Genomic DNA, 23,697 nt, shown 5'->3' on the forward strand with positions numbered 1-23,697 from the left:
GGTTGAGCACCACCTCCAGCTTCTGCTCGATGTAGGTGTAGATCTCGGTGTAGGGCGGGATCGCCACGTCGGCTTCGGCAAAGCTGATCTTCAGGACGATGAAGAACGGCAGCATGAAGAACAGGAACAGCCACAGGAATGGAATCCCGATGACCACCTGCTTGCCGCTGGGAATTATTCGGTGCAATCGCCGTTTGAATTTCTTCATGTTCATGAGCGAAGTACCACGCCGCTGTCGTCTTCCCACCATACGTAGACCTGGTCACCCCAGGTCGGCCGCGCGCCACGGCGTTCGGCGTTGGCGACGAAGGACTGCACCAGCTTGCCGCTCGGCAGCTCGACGTAGAACACCGAGTGGCCGCCCAGGTAGGCGATGTCATGCACCTTGCCGCTGGACCAGTTGTGCTCGCAGGTCGGCATTTCGGTGGTGACCAGCAGCTTTTCCGGGCGGATGGCGTAGGTCACCGACTTGTCTTCCACCGACGTGGCGATGCCATAACCCACGTAGATATCGCGGTCCAGGTCGGCGCACTTGAGCACCGCGTGGCCTTCGGCGTCATCCACCACCACGGTGTCGAAGATGTTGACGTTGCCGATGAACTCGCACACCAGCCGGCTGGTGGGGGTTTCGTAGATATCGATCGGGCTGCCGATCTGCGCGATCCAGCCCAGGTGCATGATCGCGATGCGCTCGGCCATGGTCATGGCCTCTTCCTGGTCGTGGGTCACCATCACGCAGGTCACGCCGACGCGCTCGATGATTTCGACGAGTTCAAGCTGCATCTGCGAGCGCAGCTTCTTGTCCAGCGCGCCCATTGGCTCATCGAGCAGCAGCAGTTTCGGGCGCTTGGCCAGGGACCGGGCCAGGGCCACCCGCTGACGCTGGCCGCCAGACAACTGGTGCGGCTTGCGCTTGGCGTACTGGCTCATCTGTACCAGCTTGAGCATCTCGGCCACGCGGGCCTCGACTTCGGCCTTGGGGATCTTGTCCTGTTGCAGGCCGAAGGCGATGTTCTGCGCCACGGTCATGTGTGGGAACAAGGCGTAGGACTGGAACATCATGTTGATCGGCCGCTCGTAGGGCGGCATGTCGGTGATATCCACACCGTCGAGGAAAATCCGCCCTTCGGTCGGTCGCTCGAAACCTGCGAGCATGCGCAGCAAGGTGGACTTGCCCGAACCAGAACCGCCGAGCAAGGCGAAGATCTCGCCTTTCTTGATTTCCAGGGACACATCGTCCACGGCAATCGTCTCGTCGAACTTCTTCGTGACCCGGTCGATTTTGACCAACACCTTTTTCGGTGTCTGGTCGCCCTCGAGGGCTTTCTTATAGGCGCCGGAGGCAACTGCCATTTACGAAACTCCCAGAAAAAAAGAGTGCAGAACGTCCAATACGGACGAACCTTAGATAGTGTGAGCCTTACTTGCCCGTCTTGACCTTGGTCCAGCTACGGGTCATCAAGCGTTGCACTTTCGGGGGTAGCTCGAAGTTGACAAACGTCCGGTCGAGAACCGCCTGCGGTGGATAAACCGCTTCGTCGGTGCGTATCGATTGCTCCATCAGCGTGTCCGCCCCTGGGTTAGGGTTGGCGTAGCCGACGTAATCACTGACCTGAGCGATCACTTCAGGTTGCAGTAAATAGTTGATGAAGGCGTGGGCCTCCTTGACGTTGGTCGCGTCCTTGGGGATCGCCAGCACGTCAAACCACAGGTTGCCGCCTTCTTTCGGAATCGCGTAGGCGATGTTCACGCCCTTGCCTGCCTCGGCCGCCCGGGCCTTGGCCTGGAACACATCGCCGGAGAAGCCGGCAGCCACGCAGATATTGCCGTTGGCCAGGTCCGAGATGTATTTGGATGAGTGGAAGTAGGTCACGTAGGGACGTACTTTCAGGAGTTTTTCCTCGGCCTTTTTATAGTCGGCCGGGTTGGTGCTATTAGGGTCCAGCCCCATGTAGTTGAGCACCGCCGGTAGCATTTCATCGGCCGAGTCCATGAAGGACACGCCGCAACTGGCCAGCTTCTTCATGTTTTCCGGCTCGAACAGCACGGCCCAGGAGTCGATCTTGTCGACACCCAGCACTTCCTTCACTTTGTCGACGTTGTAGCCAATGCCGTTGGTGCCCCACAGGTAAGGCACCGCGTATTGGTTACCCGGGTCGTTCTTTTCCAGGCGCTTGAGCAGCGCCGGGTCGAGATTGGCATAGTTGCTTAGCAACGACTTGTCGATCTTCTGGAACGCGCCCGCCTTGATCTGCTTGCCCAAAAAGTGGTTGGACGGCACCACCACGTCATACCCGGTGCGCCCGGCCAGCAATTTGCCTTCCAGGGTTTCGTTGGAATCGAACACGTCATAGACCGGCTTGATGCCGGTGGCCTTTTCAAAGTTGGCCAGGGTGTCGGGGCCGATGTAGTCCGACCAGTTATAAATATGCACAGTCGAAGCCGCCTGCACGCTGACTGCCAACGTGAGGCCCGCCCCTACCAGCAAGGCTTTGCGAAATAAAGAAATTGGCAAGTGGAGGTCCTCTTAAATAGTTGGGCCCAAAGTTGTTGCCCGACAACAAAACCGGCGCGCAACTTACCCTCGATAAACCGATCCGGCAAAACTTTCTGTCATTTAATTTGTGAGAGCGGGCTTGTGTGGGAGCGGGCTTGCTCGCGAAGGCGGCGTGTCAGCCTGCATATGTCTCTACTGACACGCCGCTTTCGCGAGCAAGCCCGCTCCCACCCAAACCCTCTCCCACACTTATCAAGGCTTATTTACCCGACTTGATCTTGGTCCAGCTGCGTGTCAGCAGGCGCTGGGTAGCGGCCGGCAGGTCGCTGATTGCATACAGCTTGGCTTTCACTGCATCCGAGGGATAGATGCTCGGGTCACCCGAGATATCCTTGTTCACCAGCGGCGTGGCAGCCTTGTTACCGTTCGGGAAACGTACGCTGTTGGTGATGGCAGCCATGACTTCAGGCTTGAGCAGGTAGTTCATGAACTGGTAGGCGGCGTCCAGGTTCTCGGCATCTTTAGGGATGGCGACCATGTCGTAGAAGCTGCCTGCGCCTTCCTTGGGAATGGCGTAGGAAACCTTGACCTTGCCACCGGCTTCAGCCGCGCGGGACTTGGATTGTTCCAGGTCGCCCGAGTAACCCACGGCCACGCAGATGTTGCCGTTGGCCAGGTCCGAGATGTACTTGGAGGAATGGAAGTAGCCTATCGAAGGACGGATCTTGAGGAACAGTGCCTCGGCTTCAGCCAGTTGCTTCTTGTCCTGGCTGTCGGTCGGGTAGCCCAGGTAGTGCAGGGCCACCGGGATCATTTCGGTTGGCGAATCGAGGAAGCTCACGCCACAGCTTTTGAGTTTTTCGATGTTCTCGGGCTTGAACAGCACATCCCACGAGTCGATCTTGTCCACGCCCAGCGCAGCCTTGACCTTGTCGGGGTTGTAGCCGATGCCGATGGTGCCCCACATGTACGGGAATGCGTGCAGGTTGCCTTTGTCGCTGGCGTCACCGACGGCCTTGAGCAGGTCGGTATCGAGGTTCTTCCAGTTAGGCAGCTTGGACTTGTCCAGCTCCTGGTACACACCGGCCTTGATCTGCTTGGCCAGGAAGTTGTTCGACGGCACAACCACATCGTAGCCGGACTTGCCCGCCAGCAGCTTGGCCTCGAGGGTTTCGTTGCTGTCGAAAACGTCGTACACCACTTTGATGCCAGACTCTTTCTCGAAGTTGGCGATGGTGTCCGGTGCAATATAGTCGGACCAGTTGTAGACATGCAGTACTTTACTGTCTGCCTGGGCCGCGCCCGCCATCACGCCCATCAGGGACAAGGCCAGGAGGGTCTTGCCAGCGTTCTTCAAACCTAATGCCTTCATTCGGTCATGCTCCAATTTTTCTTTTTTGGGCCACATTTTTCTACGTTTCATGGCCCGTCGAAGGGCAACAAAACAGGGCGACAGTCTGGCAAGTTCAGGGGCCGGCTTTCAACCAAAGCCCCGCATTTATCATTGCCCGAATGCAACAGCCGCTAGCCGCTGCATTCTGAGCCTAGCACTTAGCCCTGCAATGCCGCCAAAGTCAGATCCAGGCACTGGCGAGCCTTGGTCACCAGCTCGTCAATCTCGGCCTTGCTGATCACCAGCGGCGGCGAAATGATCATGGTGTCGCCCACGGCGCGCATGATCAGGCCATTTTCGAAACAGAAGGTGCGGCAGATCATGCCCACGCCCTTGCCTTCATAACGCTTGCGCGTGGCCTTGTCCTGTACCAGCTCGATCGCACCCAACATGCCGACACCACGTACTTCGCCCACCAGCGGATGATCCGCGAGCTCGCGTAGACGCTTTTGCAAATACGGTGCCGTTTCGTCATGGACGCGGCTGACAATTTTTTCATCGCGCATGATGCGGATGTTTTCCAGGGCCACCGCAGCAGCCACCGGGTGCCCGGAATAGGTGAAGCCGTGGTTGAAATCGCCGCCTTCGTTGAGCACTGCCACCACTTCGTCGCGCACGATCAGGCCGCCCATGGGGATGTAGCCCGAGGTCAGGCCCTTGGCGATGGTCATCATGTCTGGCTTGAGACCGTAGAAATCGCTACCGAACCACTCACCGGTGCGGCCAAAGCCACAGATCACTTCGTCGGCGACAAACAGGATGTCGTACTTGGCGAGGATTTCCTTGATGCGCGGCCAGTAGGTCTCTGGCGGCACGATCACACCGCCGGCGCCCTGGATCGGCTCGGCGATAAAGGCACCGACGTTGTCCACGCCGACTTCCAGAATCTTCTCTTCCAGTTGATTGGCGGCCCACACCCCGAACTCTTCAGGGCTCATGTCGCCGCCTTCGCCAAACCAGTACGGCTGGGCGATGTGCACGATGCCCGGGATCGGCAAGTCGCCCTGCTCGTGCATATAAGTCATGCCGCCCAGGCTGGCGCCGGCCACGGTGGAACCGTGGTAGCCATTCTTGCGGCTGATGATGGTCTTCTTGTTCGGCTGGCCCTTGATCGCCCAATAGTGGCGGACCATGCGCAACATGGTGTCGTTGCCTTCGGAGCCGGAGCCAGTGAAGAACACGTGGTTCATGCCGGCCGGGGCGATATCAGCGATCGCCTTGGCCAGTTCCAGCACTGGCGGGTGGGCGGTCTGGAAGAACAGGTTGTAGTAAGGCAGTTGTTTCATCTGCTTGGCGGCGGCGTCAGCCAGCTCATCGCGACCATAACCGATGGCCACGCACCACAGGCCGGCCATGCCGTCGAGGATCTTGTTGCCTTCGCTGTCCCACAGGTAAACGCCCTTGGCGTTGGTGATAATGCGCGGGCCTTTCTCTTTCAACTGCTTGAAGTCGCTGAACGGCGCCAGGTGATGATCGTTGCTCAGGGCTTGCCATTCACGGGTTTGCGGGTTGTTGCTGGACATACCAATCTCCAAAAAGTAGGTGAAGGTGCGACCCATCCTGGCCGCACCCGGCGCATCAGACGGCGAAGAGCAGGAATTCCCGCTCCCACGAACTGATCACGCGCTTGAAGTTTTCATGCTCGGCCCGCTTGACCGCGACGTAGCCAGTGATGAATTTTTGACCCAGGTATTTCTCGATGGTCTTGCTGTTTTCCATGCGCTCCAGCGCATCTTCGATAGTCAACGGCAGGCGCAGGTTGCGTCGCTCGTAACCACGACCGACCACCGGGGCGCTCGGGCTGATGCCTTCGACCATGCCGATATAGCCGCACAGCAGGCTGGCGGCGATGGCCAGGTACGGGTTGGCATCGGCGCCCGGCAGGCGGTTTTCCACGCGGCGGTTCTGCGGGCCGGCATCCGGCACGCGCAGGCCCACGGTGCGGTTCTCTTCGCCCCACTCCACGTTCACCGGCGCCGAGGTGTCGGGCAGGAAGCGGCGGAACGAGTTGACGTTAGGCGCGAACAGCGGCAACAGCTCGGGGATGAACTTCTGCAGGCCACCGATGTGGTGCAGGAACAGCTCGCTCTTGGAGCCGTCCTCATTGGAGAACACGTTCTTGCCGGTGGCGATATCAATGATGCTCTGGTGCAGGTGCATGGCGCTGCCGGGCTCGCCGGTCATCGGCTTGGCCATGAAGGTGGCGGCCACGTCGTGCTTGAGCGCGGCTTCACGCATGGTGCGCTTGAACACCAGGATCTGGTCGGCCAGGGACAGGGCATCGCCGTGACGGAAATTGATTTCCATCTGCGCCGTGCCGTCCTCGTGGATCAGGGTGTCGAGGTCCAGTTCCTGCAGCTCGCACCAGTCGTAGACATCTTCGAACAGTGGGTCGAATTCGTTGGCCGCTTCTATAGAGAAGGACTGGCGACCGGTTTCCGGACGGCCAGAGCGGCCAATCGGCGGTTGCAGCGGGAAGTCCGGGTCTTCGCAGCGCTTGGTCAGGTAGAACTCCATCTCCGGCGCCACGATGGGCTGCCAGCCTTTGTCGGCGTAGAGCTTGAGGACTTTCTTGAGCACGTTGCGCGGCGACAGCTCGATGGGGTTGCCTTGCTTGTCGTAGGTGTCGTGGATCACCTGGGCGGTGGGCTCGATGGCCCAGGGCACCAGGAACACAGCGTTTTGGTCCGGGCGGCAGATCATGTCGATGTCGGCCGGGTCGAGCAATTCGTAATAGATGTCGTCTTCGACATAGTCGCCGGTCACGGTCTGCAACAGAACGCTCTCGGGCAGGCGCATGCCTTTTTCGGCAATGAACTTGTTGGTCGGCGAGATCTTGCCCCGGGTGATCCCCGTGAGGTCGCCAATCATGCATTCGACTTCTGTGATCTTGTGGTCTTTCAACCAATCGGTGAGCTGGTCGAGGTTGTTACTCATAAATGCCTCTGGGCTGGGTTTCCTGACATCCATTAAAGGTCAGGCGTTGTTTGACGCGTGCGCGTCTCTTTGTTTCGCCCGCGTTCGGCAGGCATCGCCAAATGCCTGGAAGATCGCGAGGTAGTACGGGTTGGAGCTTACCTGCCATTCAGGGTGCCATTGCACTCCTAATGCAAAAGCGTCTGCAAAAGCCTTGCCCTGTTTGAGCGAAAAAGCCTCGACCAGGCCATCCGGCGCGGTCGCCTCGACCTGCAGGCCCGGCGCCAGGCGGTCGACGCCCTGGCTGTGGATCGAGTTGACCTGGATCGTGTCCGGCAAGCCCAGGCCCGCCAATACCCCGCCCGGGGCAATCGCCACGGCGTGCGCCGGGCCGTACTGGACTTCCAGCGGCTGGGTATCGTCTTCGCGGTGATCGAGCATACCCGGCAACTCATGAACCTTCTGGTGCAGGCTGCCGCCCAGGGCCACGTTCATTTCCTGGAAGCCCCGGCAAATCCCCAGCACCGGCACGCCTGCGGCAATCGCGGCGCGAATCAGCGGCAGGGTGCTCTGGTCCCGTGCAGGATCATGGGCAGTCCCGGGCGCACTGGCCGGACCGTCGTAATGGAAGGGTTCGATATTGGAAGGTGAGCCGGTAAAGAGAATGCCGTCCAGACCGTCAAGAATATTGGCCGGTTCGAACAGCTCCGCCAAGGACGGAATAATCAATGGCAGGCCCTTGGCAGCGACTGCCACGGCGCGGACGTATTTGTCGCCACTGATGTGATAAGCATGCAGACCAACCTGTTTGGAGCAGGCGGTGACGCCGATTAACGGCAGGCCAGACATGAAGCACCCCGGTATTATTGCTGTTATGGGTTTGAATCGAGCTTAGCCTTGTTCATTTTTTTACACAACACCCCCGTAAAAAATACAACACGGCCCGCTCAAGCCTGCTAGTCCCAAGCCGGTCAAACTGGCAAAACTGCCCAAAAAAGCCGCAAAAAAGCCCCCTGGGCGCTTTTTTAGGGCAAAAAAGGCCTCGCTTGACTTCGGCAAGCCGTTCGGGTTGACTGAAACCAGAAAAGATCAATGATTGATATTTTTAACAACAAAGGTGTTGCATCATGTCGGTACCCCCGCGTGCCGTTCAGCTTAACGAAGCGAACGCGTTCCTTAAGGATCATCCTGAGGTTCTGTACGTAGACCTTCTAATTGCGGATATGAATGGTGTGGTGCGCGGTAAGCGCATCGAACGCACCAGCCTCCACAAGGTTTACGAGAAAGGCATCAACTTGCCGGCCTCTTTATTTGCCCTGGATATCAATGGCTCGACGGTGGAAAGCACCGGCCTGGGTCTGGACATCGGTGATGCTGACCGAATCTGTTATCCAATCCCCGACACCCTGTGCAATGAACCCTGGCAAAAGCGCCCTACCGCGCAACTGCTGATGACCATGCACGAACTTGAAGGTGAACCTTTCTTCGCCGATCCGCGCGAAGTGCTCCGCCAAGTTGTAACCAAGTTTGACGATATGGGCCTGACCATCTGCGCCGCCTTCGAGCTTGAGTTCTACCTGATCGACCAGGAGAACGTGAACGGCCGGCCACAACCTCCCCGCTCGCCGATTTCCGGCAAACGCCCGCACTCGACACAGGTCTACCTGATCGACGACCTCGACGAATACGTCGACTGCCTCCAGGACATTCTGGAAGGTGCCAAAGAGCAAGGCATCCCGGCTGACGCTATCGTCAAGGAAAGTGCCCCGGCGCAGTTCGAAGTGAACCTGCACCACGTCGCCGATCCGATCAAGGCATGCGACTACGCGGTACTGCTCAAGCGTTTGATCAAGAACATTGCCTACGACCATGAGATGGATACCACCTTCATGGCCAAGCCTTACCCAGGCCAGGCCGGCAATGGGTTGCACGTGCATATTTCGATCCTGGACAAAGACGGCAAGAACATCTTTGCCAGCGAGGATCCCGAGCAGAACGCCGCATTGCGTCACGCGATCGGCGGTGTGCTGGAGACCCTGCCTGCACAAATGGCTTTCCTGTGCCCCAACGTCAACTCCTACCGTCGTTTCGGCGCACAGTTCTACGTGCCGAACTCGCCGTGCTGGGGCCTGGACAACCGCACCGTGGCGATTCGCGTACCGACCGGCTCGTCCGACGCCGTACGTATCGAACACCGTGTGGCCGGCGCCGATGCCAACCCTTACCTGCTGATGGCTTCGGTCCTGGCAGGCGTGCACCACGGCCTGACCAACAAGATCGAGCCTGGCGCACCGGTGGAAGGCAACAGCTACGAGCAGAACGAGCAAAGCCTGCCGAACAACCTGCGCGACGCCCTGCGCGAGTTGGACGACAGCGAGGTGATGGCCAAGTACATCGATCCGAAATACATCGATATCTTCGTCGCCTGTAAGGAAAGTGAGCTGGAGGAGTTCGAACACTCCATCTCCGACCTTGAATACAACTGGTACCTGCATACCGTGTAAGCGGTGGCTGCAATAAATGAACGCTGCAGGCTTATGGCCTGTGGCGTTTTTTTATGGCCGCCTGCGGCGGATCGCTGGCAAGCCCGCGCCTACAGCGATAGCGGTTTGGCAGACAACACACCTTCCTGCTCATACAATGCCCGCTGCCCTGTAGGAGACATCCATGACCCGCCCCGCCGCCCCTCGCAAACCCCGCGCCCGCAGCCAGGCCCGGATCGACGCGATCCTCGACGCCGCCCGCACCTTGCTGGCCGCCGAAGGTGTGGCCAGCCTGTCGATCTACAGCGTGGCCGAACGGGCGCAGATTCCGCCGTCCTCGGTGTATCACTTTTTCGCCAGCGTACCGGCCTTGCTCGAAGCCCTGACGGCAGACGTGCACGCCGCCTTCCGCGCAGCGCTGCAAGCACCCATCGACCACGACCAACTGCACACTTGGCGCGACCTGTCGCGCTTGGTCGAGTTGCGCATGCTGGCGATCTACAGCAAGGACGCCGCCGCCCGCCAATTGATCCTCGCCCAGCACGGCCTCACCGAAGTGACCCAGGCCGACCGCCAGCACGACCTGGAGTTGGGGGACTTGATGCTGCAAGTGTTCAACCGCCACTTTGAGGTGCCGACGCTGCCGGCGGATGTGGACGTGTTTGCCCTGGCACTGGAACTGAGCGACCGCGTGTATGCGCGCTCGGTGCATCAGCATGGGCAGATCACCCCGCGCATGGCGGAGGAAGGGATGCGGGTATTCGATGCGTATGTGGGGCTTTATTTGCCGGTGTTTTTGCCCAAGCGATAAGTTTTACGGTGACTGGGCCGGCCTCTTCGCGAGCAAGCCCGCTCCCACATTCGACCGCATTCCCATGTTCGAATGTGGCAGTAGGCTTGCCTGCGATAGTGGCCTGAAGCCGATCACAGCTTGGCGATCGACACCTCGGTGGACTTCACAAACGCAATCACTTCACTGCCAATCACCAGCTCCAGCTCTTTGACCGAGCGAGTGGTGATCACTGACGTGACGATGCCGGACGCGGTCTGCACGTCGATTTCCGACAGTACGTCGCCTTCGACGATTTCCTTGATGGTGCCTTTGAACTGGTTACGCACGTTGATCGCTTTGATAGTCATGGTGTTATTCCTTAAGGGACAAGTGAGTTATTGCGCCCAACGCAATTGCGTAGGCAACGGTGAAACAGGTTCCGGCTCAGGCGGCGTGCCGGGCAGTGACAGCACACGGTTGAGCACTTCGGTTTCCAGGGCCGCCAGGCGATGGGAGCCGCGGACCCGCGGGCGTGGCAGTTCCACATGCAGGTCGAGGCCGATTTCGCCGTCCTCGATCAGGATCACGCGGTCGGCAATGGCCACGGCTTCGCTGACGTCATGGGTCACCAGCAACACGGTAAAACCATGCTTGCGCCACAGGTTTTCGATCAGTTGCTGCATCTCGATGCGGGTCAGGGCATCCAGCGCCCCCAAAGGTTCGTCCAGCAGCAACAGGCGCGGCTGGTGAATCAGGGCGCGGGCCAGGGCCACCCGTTGTTTCTGGCCACCAGACAACGCTGCCGGCCACTCATCGGCACGCTCGGCCAGGCCGACCGCTTCCAGCGCTTCAAGGGCCTGGGGCCGCCAGTTGCCTTTAAGGCCCAGGCCGACGTTATCGATGATTTTTTTCCAGGGCAGCAGGCGCGCTTCCTGAAACATCAGCCGCGTGTCTTCAAGCGCTTCGCTCAACGGTGCGGAGCCTGCAAGCAACTCGCCACTGGTGGCGCTATCAAGGCCGGCCAGCAAGCGCAGCAAGGTACTTTTGCCGCAGCCACTGCGCCCGACCACGGCGACGAACTGCCCCGCCGGGATGTGCAGATCGATCTCGCGCAGGACTTCCCGCGCGCCAAAGGCCTTGCGTAGCTTGCGCACCGCCAACGGGATACCCCGCAGCAGGCGTGGAGGTTGTTGAGCGGTCATGCCGCACCTCCTTTATGCACTTGATAGGCCGGATGCCAGCGCAGCCAGACCCGCTCCAGGCCCCGCGCCGCCAGGTCCGCCAGCTTGCCGAGCACCGCGTACAGCACGATCGCCAGCACTACAACGTCGGTTTGCAGGAACTCGCGGGCATTCATAGCCAGGTAGCCAATGCCGGAACTGGCCGAGATGGTTTCCGCAACGATCAGCGTCAGCCACATAAAGCCCAGGGCAAAGCGCACCCCCACCAGGATCGAGGGCAAGGCGCCGGGCAGGATCACCTGGCGAAACAGGCTCAAACCCGACAAACCGTAACTGCGAGCCATCTCCACCAGCGCCGGGTCGACGTTGCGGATGCCGTGATAGGTGTTGAGGTAGATCGGGAACAGCGTGCCAAGGGCCACCAGGAAAATCTTCGCCGTCTCATCGATGCCAAACCACAGGATCACCAGCGGGATCAGCGCCAGGTGCGGTACGTTGCGAATCATCTGCACCGAGCTGTCCAGCAGGCGTTCGCCCCATTTCGACAGGCCGGTGATAAAGCCCAGGGCCAGGCCGATGCCGCCGCCGATCACAAAACCCAGGCCCGCGCGCCAGCCACTGATGGCCAGGTGGGTCCAGATTTCACCGCTGCTGACCAGATGTACCCCAGCCGCAATCACTGCGCTGGGGGCCGGCAGAATACGCGTCGACAACCAGCCCGCCGACACCGACAACTGCCACACCGCCAGCAACAGGACCGGCAGCGCCCACGGCGCCAGCCGATGCAGAATCCGTTGACTATTCATGACGGCGCCTCAGCTCTGCGACGCGGCTTTGGGAAGAATGTCGTTGGCCACCATCTCGCCAAACGGGCTGACGTAACCGGCGCTTTTCGGCAGCTCGGGACGTTCGATATCCAGGTGCGGGAACAATAATTCCGCGACCCGGTACGACTCTTCCAAGTGTGGATAACCGGAGAAGATAAAGGTGTCGATGCCCAGGTCCGCGTACTCCTTGACCCGCGCCGCCACGGTCGGCCCGTCACCCACCAGTGCCGTGCCGGCACCACCGCGTACCAGGCCGACGCCGGCCCACAGGTTAGGGCTGACTTCGAGGTTGTCGCGGCTGCCGCCATGCAGGGCGGCCATGCGTTGCTGGCCCACCGAATCAAAGCGCGACAGCGACGCCTGGGCGCGCGCGATGGTGTCGTCGTCCAGATGGGAGATCAGTTTGTCGGCGGCTTTCCACGCCTCGTCATTGGTTTCACGCACGATCACATGCAAGCGAATACCGAAGCGCACGGTGCGCCCGAGCTTCGCCGCTTTGGCCCGCACCTGCTCGATTTTTTCCGCCACCGCCGAAGGTGGTTCGCCCCAGGTCAGGACCATTTCCACTTGTTCGGCTGCCAGGTCCTGGGCCGCTTCGGAAGAACCGCCGAAATACAACGGCGGCCGAGGTTGCTGGATCGGGGGGTACAGCAGCTTGGCGCCTTTGACGCTGATGTGCTGGCCGTCGTAGTCCACGGTTTCGCCTTCCAGCACGCGCCGCCAGATGCGGGTGAACTCCACCGAGGCCTGGTAGCGCTCTTCATGGCTGAGGAACAGGCCGTCACCGGCCAGCTCTTCTGGATCGCCACCGGTCACCAGGTTGAACAGTGCGCGGCCACCGGACAGCCGGTCAAGGGTCGCTGCCTGGCGCGCCGCCACCGTCGGGGAAATGATCCCGGGGCGCAGCGCAACCAGGAACTTCAGACGCTGGGTCACCGGGATCAGCGAGGCGGCCACCAGCCACGAGTCCTCGCAGGAGCGCCCGGTAGGGATCAGCACCCCGCCAAAGCCCAGGCGATCAGCGGCCTGGGCGACCTGCTGCAAATAACCGTGATCCACGGCGCGAGCGCCTTCGGCGGTGCCAAGGTAATGGCCGTCGCCGTGGGTAGGCAGGAACCAGAAAATATTGAGGCTCATGGAGTTGTCTCCTGAAGAAGTCGGATTACGGCGCTTTGGCAACGGTCGCAGGTGGCGTCCAGATCACGTCCTTGATGCTCAAGGGCTTGGGAATCAATTTGAGCTGGTAGAAGGTGTCGGCGATTTTCTGCTGGGCGGCGACCACTTCCGGGGTCAGGAACAGCGCTCCGTAGCCTTGGCGTTTCACCGAGGTCAGGGTGATGTCAGCCGGCAGGCCGAGCAATGGTGCGACTTGTTCGGTGACTTGCTGGGGGTTGGCCTTGGACCATTCGCCCACGGCGCGCACTTCTTCCACCAACGCCTTGATCACGTCCGGGTGTTTTTCGGTGTAAGGCTTGGTGGCCAGGTAGAACTGGTGGTTATCGGCAATGCCGGTGGCGTCACGCAGGGTGCGGGCTTGCAGTTGCTTCTCGGCAGCCGCCTGGTACGGGTCCCAGATGACCCACGCATCGACACTGCCACGCTCGAAGGCGGCACGGGCGTCGGCGGGCGGCAGGAACACGGTCTGTACGTCGGTGTATTTCAGGCCCGCGTCTTCCAGGGCGCGCACCAGCAGGTAATGCACGTTGGAGCCTTTGTTGAGCACAACTTTCTTGCCCTTGAGCTCGGCCACCGATTTGATCGGCGAGTCCTTGGGTACCAGGATGGCTTCGCTGGTCGGCGCTGGCGGTTCGTAGGCGACGTAGAGCAGGTCGGCGCCGGCGGCCTGGGCGAACACTGGCGGGGTCTCGCCGGTGACGCCAAAGTCGATGGAGCCGACATTCAGCCCTTCAAGCAACTGCGGGCCGCCGGGAAATTCGGTCCACTGCACGTTCACACCCTGGTCCGCCAGGCGTTTTTCCAGGGAGCCCTTGGCCTTGAGCAGCACCAGGGTGCCGTACTTCTGATAACCGATCCGCAGGGTTTCTGCGGCTTGGGCTTGAACAATGGCGCCGAAGGACACAGCCGCAGCAAACAGTGCGACCAGGCCCCGACGCAAGATGACAGTGCGCATGGCGCTCTCCAAATTGACGATGAGGGTTGTGGCTGCACCTGCTTGGCCGTTGGCGGCTGAGTAAGGTGAGGGTTTCTTACATTAGGGTTCGGCTTAAATGCTCCAGCGAGCGCTCAACAAACGTTCATTCAACACATGGGGGTCCAGCGGTTGCGGGCGGCGGGCCATGGCGCTGTAGAACTGCTCCAGGGCTTCGCTCAAGCGTTGTTCAAGGATCGGCACCAACTGCGCCTGGGCACTGCCTTCGCCGTAGGCGATCTGGCTGTCTTCGGCGAAAATCCCGTGCAGCAGCTCCTGGGCTTTCAGCGCCGACAGCACGGGTTTCAGGGCGTAGTCCACCGCCAGCATGTGGGCAATGCTGCCGCCGGTGGCCATGGGCAATACCACTTTGTGGGCCAGGGCGCGTTCCGGCAGCAGGTCGAGGACGGTTTTCAATGCACCGGAAAACGAAGCCTTGTACACCGGCGTGGCAATCAGCAAACCATCGGCATTGGCCACCTGGGCCAGCAGGTCGAGGACCTTCGGGCTGTCGAAGCGGGCATACAACAAATCTTCGGCCGGGAAGTCCCGTACCTGATAACTCACCACTTCCACGCCTTGCTGCTGCAACCAGCGCCGGGAATGATCCAGCAAGACCCCGGAGCGGGAACGCTGACTGGGACTGCCACCAAGTGTTACGACCAGCATCTGGAGTTTCCTTGAGCAAGTGTCGGCGGCTCGCGGTGCGGCGATGGCGCCAAGATGGGACAGACCTTATCAGCAGATTTATATATCTATAAATCTTATTTTTTCATTTGTTTATTCTTAAATTGCATATGAGAAAGAGTATTCGCCAGGCGAAAAAAAAGGCCGTCGAAACGGCCTGAAAACCCCTGCTATGTGAGTACTGAAATGCGATTAACTTGTGGGAGCGGGCTTGCTCGCGATTGCGGCGTATCAGTCAGCACATTTCTTGCTGAACCACCGCATTCGCGAGCAAGCCCGCTCCCACATTGGATTCGGGTTACCGGTTGGGCTGTGGGGTCAGCCGCAGATACGGCTTCACCGCCCGATAGCCCTTGGGAAAGCGCTTCTTGATCTCTTCCTCATCCTTGAGCGAAGGCACGATCACCACTTCGTCACCGTCCTGCCAGTTGGCCGGGGTGGCGACTTTGTAGTTGTCGGTCAGCTGCAACGAGTCGATGACCCGCAGGATTTCGTGGAAGTTGCGCCCGGTGCTGGCCGGGTAGGTGATGGTCAGGCGAATCTTTTTGTTCGGGTCGATCACGAACAGCGAACGCACGGTAAGGGTGTCGTTGGCATTGGGGTGGATCAGGTCGTACAGGTCCGAGACCTTGCGGTCGGCATCGGCCAGGATCGGGAAGTTGACGATGGTGTTCTGGGTTTCGTTGATGTCTTCGATCCACTTGTGGTGGGAGTCCACCGGGTCTACCGACAGGGCAATGGCCTTGACCCCGCGCTTGGCGAACTCATCCTTGAGCTTGGCGGTGAAACCCAACTCGGTGGTGCACACCGGGGTGAAGTCCGCCGGGTGGGAAAACAACACGCCCCAGCTATCGCCCAGCCACTCGTGGAAGCGAATCTTGCCGGCGCTGGAATCCTGTTCAAAGTCGGGGGCGATATCGCCCAGTCTGAGGCTCATGGTGTGGCTCCTGATGAGTGCTTATGGAACCCACTGTGCCTGTGCCGATGATATTTTAAAAAGAATAAATATCGATTTATTTAGACGATAAAGGAATATTAAAAATCTGTTCACTGGACCGCAACCAAGGCGCAGGCCAACATGCACCCAAGGTTCGAGAAGGCCTTGAGACGCTGTAGAAAGAGGGGTTCAGGAAGGGCTTGCGGGGGTTGAGCCCGACTTGAAAGCGACAGCACCTTGCCCGGCATTGCGCCGGGCAAGGTTTTTACCGTGTCTTACAACAGCGGCAGCGAGTAGCTAAGGATCAGACGGTTTTCGTCCTGGTTACGCGTGCTTGCGATGTCGCTGCGCCACATGGCGTTTTTCCAGGTCACGCCGAGGTTTTTCAGCGGACCTTCTTGCACTACGTATGCAACAGTGATGTCACGCTCCCACTCGGACTGGCCGGTGAACTCGCCACGGGTGCTCGAAACGGTGTCGATATCGTCACCCTTCAGGTAGATCACACCAGCGGTCAGGCCAGCCAGGCCCACCTTGGCGAAATCGTAGGAGTAGCGAGCTTGCCAGGTACGCTCGCCAGCGCGGGCGAACTTCTGGATTTGCATATCGGTAGTCAGGTAAGCCGACGAGCCGTCACCCTGGTTCAACCAAGGGAAGTCGCTGCTGCCATTGCTGACCTGATAACCACCACCGAAGGTATGACCGGCAACGGAGTACAGGAACAAGCCGCTGTACAGGTTGTTATCAACCTTGCCGCGACCGGAGTTGACACCGTTGTAGTTGCCCGACGAGAAGTAAGCAGACTGGTTGCCGTTGTTACCGTCATCGGAGCTGTTGAAATAGCGCAGGTCAGACTTCAGAACGCCTGGACCGATGGCCCAGTTGTGGGTCAGGCCCAGGAAGTGTTGCTTGTAGAAATCTTCCAGATTGCCGTAGTAGTACTGGGCAGTCAGGTCCTTGGTGAGCTTGTAGTCACCGCCGGCATAGATGAACTTGTTGCTGTCGCGCCAGTTAACGCCACGGCTGTTCGCGCCGGAGATCGACAGGTTCTCGTTGTTGCTGGAGTTACGGCCCTTGGCCTTTTCGATCTGACCGCCAACCAGCGTCAAATCTGTGATTTCGTTAGTGGTGATCTGACCACCTTGGAAAGTCTGCGGCAGCAGACGACCATCGTTGGTAACGATAACCGGCAGCTTGGGTTGCAAAGTCCCCAGTTTCAGCTCGGTTTGGGAGATCTTGGCTTTGGCTGTCAGACCCAGGCTCGAGTAGTTATCAACAGCTTTGCCGTTGGACTCGCTTGGGAAGATAGTGCCACCGTAAGCGGAGCCAGTGTTGCCGTTGGTGCCGCCGCCCGAATCAAGACGGATACCCAACAGGCCAATGGCATCAACACCGAAGCCAACAGTACCCTGCGTGTAACCGGAGGTGAAACGCAGATCGAAGCCTTGGCCCCACTCTTCGTTCTTGTTCGCGCCGGCGCCTTCACGGTTGTCGGAGTTGATGTAAAAGTTACGCAGACCCAGTGTGGCCTTGCTGTCTTCAACAAAACCAGCGGCGCCAGCTTGCTGGGCCAAAACCCCAGCTGCGACGGCGAACGCCAATGTGGACTTCTTCATGTACCGCTCCTCTCGTTTCTAATTTTTGTAGTTCTTTGGTCTCGGGTCTGACGCCCTCGATCCACAGATGCGCGATTAGCGCCAGATCGTGACTGACAAGTCAATCGTAACCTTGTGTGTCTACTACCTTCGTCTAATCGCAGTTGATTTGGTCCCTGCAGGGTAATGAGTTTTTCATACACCCAAAAAGAATTATTTCATCCTTTTTCATACTATTCAGGAATAACACTTTCCATGGCGCGACAATCCCGCAGCGGGGTATCGCTCCATAAGCTAATTCCTAAAGGGTATTTATTGGCCATTTTTTAGATCGTTTAGTGTGAGCAGAATCTCGCACACGTCACTCACGATCAAAAAGGCGACGCCATCATGGCCAAACGCGCATCCTCTAGTCAATTTGTTACAGTTTTACTATCGCTTACACTTTCTTTTGGGGTGCAGGCCGCCAACCTCACCATCGGTTATCAGACCGGCATCGATCCGAGCAAAGTGCCCCAGGCCGATGGTGTTTATGAGCAGGCCATCGGCGAGAAAATCGACTGGCGCCGCTTCAATAGCGGCCCGGACGTGGTCACCGCGATTGCCTCCGGCGATGTGCAGATCGGCAACCTCGGCTCCAGCCCGTTGGCGGCCGCCGCATCCCGCAATCTACCCATCGTAGCCTTCATCGTATCGGCTCAGATCAATAGTTCTGAAGCTTTGGTAGTGCGTAACGGCAGCCAAATTGACGCACCCAAGGACCTGATCGGCAAAACCATTGCCACACCTTTTGTCTCCACATCCCACTACAGCCTGCTCGGGGCCTTGAAACACTGGGGCCTGGACACCACCCAGGTGAAAGTGGTGAACCTGCAACCAGGCGAAATTGCCGCAGCCTGGAAACGCGGGGATATCGATGGTGCCTTTGTCTGGTCGCCCGCCCTGGGGGAAATCCGCAAGACCGGCAAGACGTTGACCGACGCCGCCGAGGTGGGCCAATGGGGCGCGCCGACGTTCGAGGTGTGGGTGGCGCGCAAGGACTTTGCCGAGAAACATCCGGAGGTCGTGGCCAAGTTTGCCAAGGTCACCCTGGATTCGTTTGCCGAGTACGCAGCGCACAAATCCGAGTGGACGGCGGATTCGGTACCGGTGCAGAAGATCGCCCGGTTGACCGGCGCAAACGCCGCAGACATCCCCGAACTGCTGGAAGGCAGCACCTTCCCCGATGCACAGGCGCAGCGAACCGACGCCTTGCTCAATGGTGGGACAGCCAAGGCCATTGGGGAGACGGCGAAATTTCTTAAGGAACAAGGGAAAGTAGAGACCGTGTTACCGGACTATTCGGCCTATGTGACCGGAAAATTCATCAAAGAATAAACCCTCCCCCTGTAGGAGCCGGCTTGCCGGCGATGGCGGTGGGCCAGTTAACAAAGATGTCGACTGATACACCGCCATCGCGGGCAAGCCCGCTCCTACATTGGATGGGTGGCGCTTATAAGGTCTTTTCGAAGATCTTCGAATTACGCTGGAAGTTGTACAGCGAAGCCCGCGCCGATGGCAGGCGATCGACACTGCTCGGCACGAATCCGCGCTCGCGGAACCAGTGGGCGGTGCGGGTCGTCAGCACGAACAAGGTCTTCAAGCCTTGGGTGCGGGCGCGGGTTTCGATGCGCTCCAATAGCTCATCGCCACGGCCACCATGGCGATACTCCGGATTGACCGCCAGGCACGCCAGTTCGCCAGCATCCGAGTCGGCAATCGGGTATAGCGCGGCGCAGGCGATGATCATGCCTTCGCGTTCCACCACGCTGAACTGCTCGATTTCCCGCTCCAGCACTTCCCGCGAGCGGCGCACCAGGATCCCCTGCTCTTCCAGCGGGCTGATCAAGTCCAGCAAGCCACCGACGTCTTCAATCGCCGCCTCACGCACCAGCTCGAACTGCTCCTGAGCCACCAGGGTACCGCCGCCGTCGCGGGTGAAAAGTTCGGTCAACAGCGCACCGTCCTCGACATAACTGACGATATGGCTGCGCCCCACGCCCCCACGACAGGCCTCGGCCGCCGCATCCAGCAGCTCGGCCTGGTAATTGTTGCCCAGGCGTTGCAGGTGCGCCGGCACTTGTTGCGGACGCAGTTCGCGCACCAGCCGGCCATTTTCGTCGATCAGGCCCAGGTCTGCGCCGAACAGCAGCAGCTTGTCGGCGCCCAGGTCGATGGCGGCGCGGGTGGCGACGTCTTCACAAGCGAGGTTGAAAATCTCCCCGGTCGGCGAATAGCCCAACGGCGACAGCACGACGATGGAGCGCTCGTCCAACAGGCGATTGATGCCCTTGCGGTCGACCCGGCGCACTTCGCCAGTGTGGTGGTAGTCGATGCCGTCCAGCACACCGATCGGCCGCGCGGTCACCAGGTTGCCACTGGCCACCCGCAGGCGCGAGCCCTGCATCGGCGAAGACGCCATGTCCATGGACAGCCGCGCTTCAATGGCAATGCGCAGGTGGCCGACCGCGTCGATCACGCACTCAAGGGTTGCCGCATCGGTGATGCGCATGCCGTCGTGGTAATGCGGGGTCAGGCCGCGAGCGGCAAGGCGGGTTTCGATTTGCGGGCGCGAACCATGCACCAGCACCAGGCGCACGCCGAGGCTGTGCAGCAGCACCAGGTCGTGGACGATATTGCCGAAGTTGGGGTGATCCACACCGTCGCCCGGCAGCATGACCACAAAGGTGCAGTCACGGTGGGCATTGATGTAGGGCGAAGCGTGACGAAGCCAATTGACGTATTCGGGCATAAAACCTGGGCCTGTAATAAAAAGCAGCCAAAAAAGGATGAATCGCTAAACGCACAGCGGGCTGATGGTTATCGTCGGAACAGGCTTGGCGACACGCTCGCTCTCCTTCTATGTACGGGGTGCAATGGAGTTAATTTATGCAGGTTTGAGGCAGTAGTGTTCAATCAATTCCCGCAATAGACGCACTGTAGGCGTCAAGCGTGACATTTCAAGGTACTCGCCCGGCTGGTGGGCGCAGGCGATATCCCCAGGGCCGAGCACCAGGGTTTCACAACCAAGGCGCTGAAGATAAGGCGCTTCAGTGCCGAACGCTACTGCTTCGGCACGATGACCGGTCAAACGTTCCGCGACCCGCACCAGCTCCGCATCTTCCGGCTGCTCGAAGGGCGGCACTTCGGGGAACAGTGGCGCGTAGTCGATCTGCACCTGATGGCGCTCGGCGATGGGCGTCAGCTTCTGGCGGATGGCGTCGCGCAACACCTGGGGATCCATGCCGGGCAAGGGCCGCAGGTCGAACTCCAGGGAGCACTGGCCGCAAATGCGGTTGGGGTTATCGCCGCCGTGGATGCAGCCAAAATTCAAGGTCGGCTGGGGCACGCTGAACTGGGGGTTGCGGTACTCCCGCTGCCAGGCCAGGCGCAGGCCGCGCAGCTCGCCCATGGCGTCATGCATGGCTTCGAGGGCGCTGTGGCCCAGGCTTGGGTCCGACGAATGGCCACTGCGTCCGAGAATATCGATGCGCTCCATCATCACGCCTTTGTGCAGGCGGATCGGCTTGAGGCCCGTGGGCTCGCCAATCACCGCGGCACGCCCCAGCGGGCGACCGGCCGCAGCCAGGTCGCGGGCGCCGGCCATGGAGCTTTCTTCATCGCAGGTGGCGAGGATCAGCAGCGGCTGCTTGAACGGTTGGTCGAGCAGCGGCAAGACGGCTTCGATGGCCAGCGCGAAAAAACCCTTCATGTCGCAGCTACCCAATCCTACCCAGCGCCCGTCCACTTCCGTCAACTTCAAAGGATCGGTCTGCCATAGCGCTTCATCGTACGGCACGGTATCGCTATGCCCCGCCAGCACCAGGCCACCGGGGCCGCTGCCGAAGCTGGCCAACAGGTTAAACTTGCCGGGGCTGACCTGCTGGATATCGCAGGCAAAACCCAAATCGCCGAGCCAGGTGGCGAGCAAATCGATCACCGGGCGGTTGGTCTGGTCGAGAGACGCTTGGGTACAACTGACAGAGGGCGCGGCAATCAGTGCGGCAAATTGTTCTTTCATGGACGGTAAAGGCATGCGCTGTCTCTCAACTTCCACAGATGAAACCCATCATAGAACCATCCGCGCTGCACAATAAACCCGTTACGGCACGTTGCCCGGCTCAGTCCTGTACACTGCACGGCCTTGGCAGCCACCTATTCTCCCGGCTGCACTCCCGATCCTGGATGTTCCGGCCATGCAAAAAGAAACCGAAATCAAGCTCCGCGTCAGCCGCGAGACCCTCGCCGCGCTGCGTGAGCACCCGCTCCTGAAAAAACGTAACAAAAGTGGCTGGGAACGCCGTGAGTTGATGAACCAGTACTTCGACACCCCCGAGCGCGACCTGGCCCAGGCCAAGGTTGCCCTGCGCCTGCGCAAGGATGGGGACGAAGTGATCCAGACCCTCAAGACCCGTGGCCACAGCGTTGCCGGCTTGTCGGAGCGCAATGAATACGACTGGAAACTGGCCAAGGCCAAGCTCGACGTGAAGAAACTCGACGGTGAGTGCTGGCCCGAGCAACTGGCCGAGTTGGACAAAAAGACCCTCAAGCCGATCTTCACCACCGACTTCGTACGCGAACGTGCCGAGATCGCCTGGGGCCGTGGCAAGGCCAAGGTGGTGATCGAAGCCGCCCTGGACCTGGGCCAGGTGATTGTCGGCAAGCAGAAGGAAGAAATCTGCGAGCTGGAACTGGAACTGCGCGAAGGCGAGCCCGCCGCCCTCCTGGAACTGGCAGCCGAGCTGGCGCAAACCCTGGCGCTGATGCCGTGTGATATCAGCAAGGCCGAGCGCGGCTATCGCCTGTTCGACGCCAACAGCTACTCCCTGAGCCTGCCGGCCCCGCAACTGCAACCACAAATGCCCCTGGACGACGCCTTCGCCGCGCTGACCTGGCATTTGCTGGGCAGCAGCCAGCGCCTGGCCGAGCAGTACCGTTTCAACGGTCACTGGCGCCTGTTGCAGGACTGGGTAGACAACCTCGCCGAAATGCGCGCCCTGATCGGCAGCCTTGGCCAGGCCGCGCCGCGCCAATCCACCAGCGAACTGCGCAGCGCCCTCGACGCCCTTTTGGAAGACTGGCGCCCGCTGGTCCAGGCCGGTGAAGACGATGAAGACGTGCGCAAGGCCGCGCCAGAACAGTTCCTCGAAGAATTGACCGACGTGCGCTGGGGCCTGTTCTCACTGAACACTTCGCGCTGGTTGCTGGCCCGCACCTGGACCCTGGACCGCAATGTGCGTGGCAACCGCCAGGGCGCCGCCCAGGTCGCCAACTGGCTGCCGCGCCTGCTGGCCGACGAAGCCGTGGCCCTGCGCCTGCCGCGCTACCAGCAACAGCCCGAAGACCTGGCCGAGCAACTGCCGCGCATCGAGCGTCTGCAGGCCTGGCTGCATCACGCCCGCCACCTGCTGGAGATCCCGGAGCTGGATCGTTTGTACGGCGAGTTGAACAAGTTGGCGGCCCTGGCCAACCAGCCGATCACCGATGAGTCGCTGGATGCGCGGATGCATCAGGTGATTGCGGTGTATCAGAACCGTGCCTGGAAGACTTTGTTGCGCATGTAAGATTGCTATCGCGGGCAAGCCCGCTCCCACACTCGAACCGATTTGCTCTGGAACACTCGGTCAACTGTGGGAGCGGGCTTGCCCGCGATGACACCCGCTCTATCACCGCAACACTGGCAGGCTGGTGGTGGACTTGATCTCCGACAGCGCCACAATCGAATTGACCTCCTGAATCCCCGGCACCATCGACAGTTTCTCGAAGAAGAAACGCTCATATGCCTCGATATCCGAGGTGACAATGCGCAGTAGAAAATCCACCGACCCCATCAGCACATAACACTCCAGCACTTGCGGGAACCCGCGGATCGCCTCGGTGAATTCCGTGAAGTTGGAGCGCCCGTGGGCGTTGAGTTTGACCTCGGCAAAGATCTGCGTATTAAGGCCGATTTTCTTGCGGTCGAGCAGCGTTACCTGGGCGCGAATCACCCCCTCCTCCTTGAGCCGCTGAATCCGCCGCCAGCAGGGCGACTGCGACAGGCCGACCTGTTCGGCAATCTGCGCGCTGGAGAGCGACGCGTCTTCCTGGAGCAGTGCCAGGATCCGGCGGTCGTAGACGTCCAACTCACTGTGCATAAAAATACCTATTAATCCAGTTTCTGCGAATTACCTTATTCATATATAAGGCATATCACTCCAACATAGATAAGAAATACCCCA

General features: G+C 59.9%; 21 protein-coding genes and 1 pseudogene. 4 read left to right on the plus strand and 18 right to left on the minus strand.

All coding sequences use genetic code 11. From position 1 onward, the window contains the following. From HBO05_RS18770 to HBO05_RS18800, 7 genes and pseudogenes are all read right to left on the minus strand, one after another. Positions 1–214, minus strand: a pseudogene (locus tag HBO05_RS18770) (putrescine ABC transporter permease PotH); the annotation flags it as partial. After that, on the minus strand, positions 211–1,353 hold the full coding sequence (gene potA / locus HBO05_RS18775; RefSeq protein ID WP_029289449.1) for a polyamine ABC transporter ATP-binding protein: 1,143 nt from the start codon (positions 1,351–1,353) through the stop codon (positions 211–213). The gene potA and the pseudogene HBO05_RS18770, both read right to left, overlap by 4 nt. Before the next feature lie 67 nt (positions 1,354–1,420). Then, the gene (locus HBO05_RS18780) at positions 1,421–2,515 is read right to left on the minus strand and encodes a polyamine ABC transporter substrate-binding protein (RefSeq protein ID WP_169954983.1); all 1,095 of its coding nucleotides are present in this window, start codon (positions 2,513–2,515) and stop codon (positions 1,421–1,423) included. Between the two features lie 241 nt (positions 2,516–2,756). Continuing rightward, positions 2,757–3,869 (minus strand): polyamine ABC transporter substrate-binding protein, encoded by a 1,113-nt coding sequence (locus HBO05_RS18785; RefSeq protein ID WP_220273125.1) that lies wholly within the window; start codon positions 3,867–3,869, stop codon positions 2,757–2,759. 179 nt (positions 3,870–4,048) lie between these two features. Then, a complete protein-coding gene (locus tag HBO05_RS18790) occupies positions 4,049–5,413 on the minus strand; it encodes an aspartate aminotransferase family protein (RefSeq protein ID WP_169954984.1) in 1,365 nt (454 codons plus the stop codon). 55 nt (positions 5,414–5,468) lie between these two features. Further along, the gene (locus HBO05_RS18795) at positions 5,469–6,827 is read right to left on the minus strand and encodes a glutamine synthetase family protein (RefSeq protein WP_169954985.1); all 1,359 of its coding nucleotides are present in this window, start codon (positions 6,825–6,827) and stop codon (positions 5,469–5,471) included. Between the two features lie 39 nt (positions 6,828–6,866). Further along, positions 6,867–7,655 (minus strand): gamma-glutamyl-gamma-aminobutyrate hydrolase family protein, encoded by a 789-nt coding sequence (locus HBO05_RS18800; RefSeq protein ID WP_169954986.1) that lies wholly within the window; start codon positions 7,653–7,655, stop codon positions 6,867–6,869. Between the two features lie 278 nt (positions 7,656–7,933). Between HBO05_RS18800 and HBO05_RS18805 the strand changes: the two genes are divergently transcribed. Then, complete coding sequence (locus tag HBO05_RS18805; protein ID WP_057440427.1) at positions 7,934–9,310, plus strand: glutamine synthetase family protein; 1,377 nt, start codon at positions 7,934–7,936, stop codon at positions 9,308–9,310. A 163-nt stretch (positions 9,311–9,473) separates the two neighbouring features. Next, the gene (locus HBO05_RS18810) at positions 9,474–10,100 is read left to right on the plus strand and encodes a TetR/AcrR family transcriptional regulator (RefSeq protein WP_169954987.1); all 627 of its coding nucleotides are present in this window, start codon (positions 9,474–9,476) and stop codon (positions 10,098–10,100) included. 113 nt (positions 10,101–10,213) lie between these two features. Here HBO05_RS18810 and HBO05_RS18815 read toward each other — a convergent pair whose 3' ends face one another. From HBO05_RS18815 to HBO05_RS18850, 8 genes are all read right to left on the minus strand, one after another. Then, entirely contained in the window at positions 10,214–10,429 is a 216-nt protein-coding gene (locus tag HBO05_RS18815) for a TOBE domain-containing protein (RefSeq protein WP_003213899.1), read from the minus strand. A gap of 27 nt (positions 10,430–10,456) precedes the next feature. Continuing rightward, positions 10,457–11,263 (minus strand): aliphatic sulfonates ABC transporter ATP-binding protein, encoded by an 807-nt coding sequence (gene ssuB, locus HBO05_RS18820; protein ID WP_169954988.1) that lies wholly within the window; start codon positions 11,261–11,263, stop codon positions 10,457–10,459. Beyond that, complete coding sequence (ssuC, locus tag HBO05_RS18825) at positions 11,260–12,048, minus strand: aliphatic sulfonate ABC transporter permease SsuC (protein ID WP_169954989.1); 789 nt, start codon at positions 12,046–12,048, stop codon at positions 11,260–11,262. The genes ssuB and ssuC overlap by 4 nt, the downstream gene beginning before the upstream one ends. A 9-nt stretch (positions 12,049–12,057) precedes the next feature. Then, a complete protein-coding gene (gene ssuD, locus HBO05_RS18830; RefSeq protein WP_169954990.1) occupies positions 12,058–13,206 on the minus strand; it encodes an FMNH2-dependent alkanesulfonate monooxygenase in 1,149 nt (382 codons plus the stop codon). Between the two features lie 25 nt (positions 13,207–13,231). Beyond that, positions 13,232–14,200 (minus strand): sulfonate ABC transporter substrate-binding protein, encoded by a 969-nt coding sequence (locus HBO05_RS18835; protein ID WP_170042121.1) that lies wholly within the window; start codon positions 14,198–14,200, stop codon positions 13,232–13,234. A 93-nt stretch (positions 14,201–14,293) separates the two neighbouring features. Next, positions 14,294–14,887: an NADPH-dependent FMN reductase gene (gene ssuE / locus HBO05_RS18840; RefSeq protein ID WP_038444301.1), complete on the minus strand. Its 594-nt coding sequence runs from the start codon at positions 14,885–14,887 to the stop codon at positions 14,294–14,296. Positions 14,888–15,203: 316 nt separating this feature from the next. Beyond that, on the minus strand, positions 15,204–15,842 hold the full coding sequence (locus HBO05_RS18845; RefSeq protein ID WP_169954992.1) for a peroxiredoxin: 639 nt from the start codon (positions 15,840–15,842) through the stop codon (positions 15,204–15,206). 275 nt (positions 15,843–16,117) lie between these two features. Then, positions 16,118–17,458 carry an OprD family porin gene (locus tag HBO05_RS18850; RefSeq protein WP_170042119.1) on the minus strand — a complete coding sequence of 447 codons (1,341 nt, stop codon included), beginning with the start codon at positions 17,456–17,458 and terminating at the stop codon, positions 16,118–16,120. Positions 17,459–17,827: 369 nt separating this feature from the next. Between HBO05_RS18850 and tauA the strand changes: the two genes are divergently transcribed. Then, positions 17,828–18,814, plus strand: a complete 987-nt coding sequence (gene tauA / locus HBO05_RS18855) for a taurine ABC transporter substrate-binding protein (protein ID WP_169954994.1) — start codon at positions 17,828–17,830, stop codon at positions 18,812–18,814. Positions 18,815–18,929: 115 nt separating this feature from the next. Here tauA and argA read toward each other — a convergent pair whose 3' ends face one another. Next, positions 18,930–20,228, minus strand: coding sequence for an amino-acid N-acetyltransferase (gene argA, locus HBO05_RS18860; protein WP_032858930.1), 1,299 nt, complete (start codon positions 20,226–20,228; stop codon positions 18,930–18,932). A 135-nt stretch (positions 20,229–20,363) separates the two neighbouring features. After that, positions 20,364–21,512 (minus strand): acetylornithine deacetylase, encoded by a 1,149-nt coding sequence (gene argE, locus HBO05_RS18865; RefSeq protein ID WP_172313703.1) that lies wholly within the window; start codon positions 21,510–21,512, stop codon positions 20,364–20,366. Positions 21,513–21,672: 160 nt separating this feature from the next. On the opposite strand from argE, the gene HBO05_RS18870 reads away from it, so the two are divergent. Next, complete coding sequence (locus HBO05_RS18870; protein ID WP_170042117.1) at positions 21,673–23,040, plus strand: CYTH domain-containing protein; 1,368 nt, start codon at positions 21,673–21,675, stop codon at positions 23,038–23,040. A 102-nt stretch (positions 23,041–23,142) separates the two neighbouring features. Here HBO05_RS18870 and HBO05_RS18875 read toward each other — a convergent pair whose 3' ends face one another. Continuing rightward, a complete protein-coding gene (locus HBO05_RS18875) occupies positions 23,143–23,613 on the minus strand; it encodes an Lrp/AsnC family transcriptional regulator (protein ID WP_076963642.1) in 471 nt (156 codons plus the stop codon). Positions 23,614–23,697: the final 84 nt, after the last annotated feature.

Source organism: Pseudomonas sp. WS 5079, assembly GCF_012985465.1.
Taxonomy (GTDB): Bacteria; Pseudomonadota; Gammaproteobacteria; order Pseudomonadales; family Pseudomonadaceae; genus Aquipseudomonas.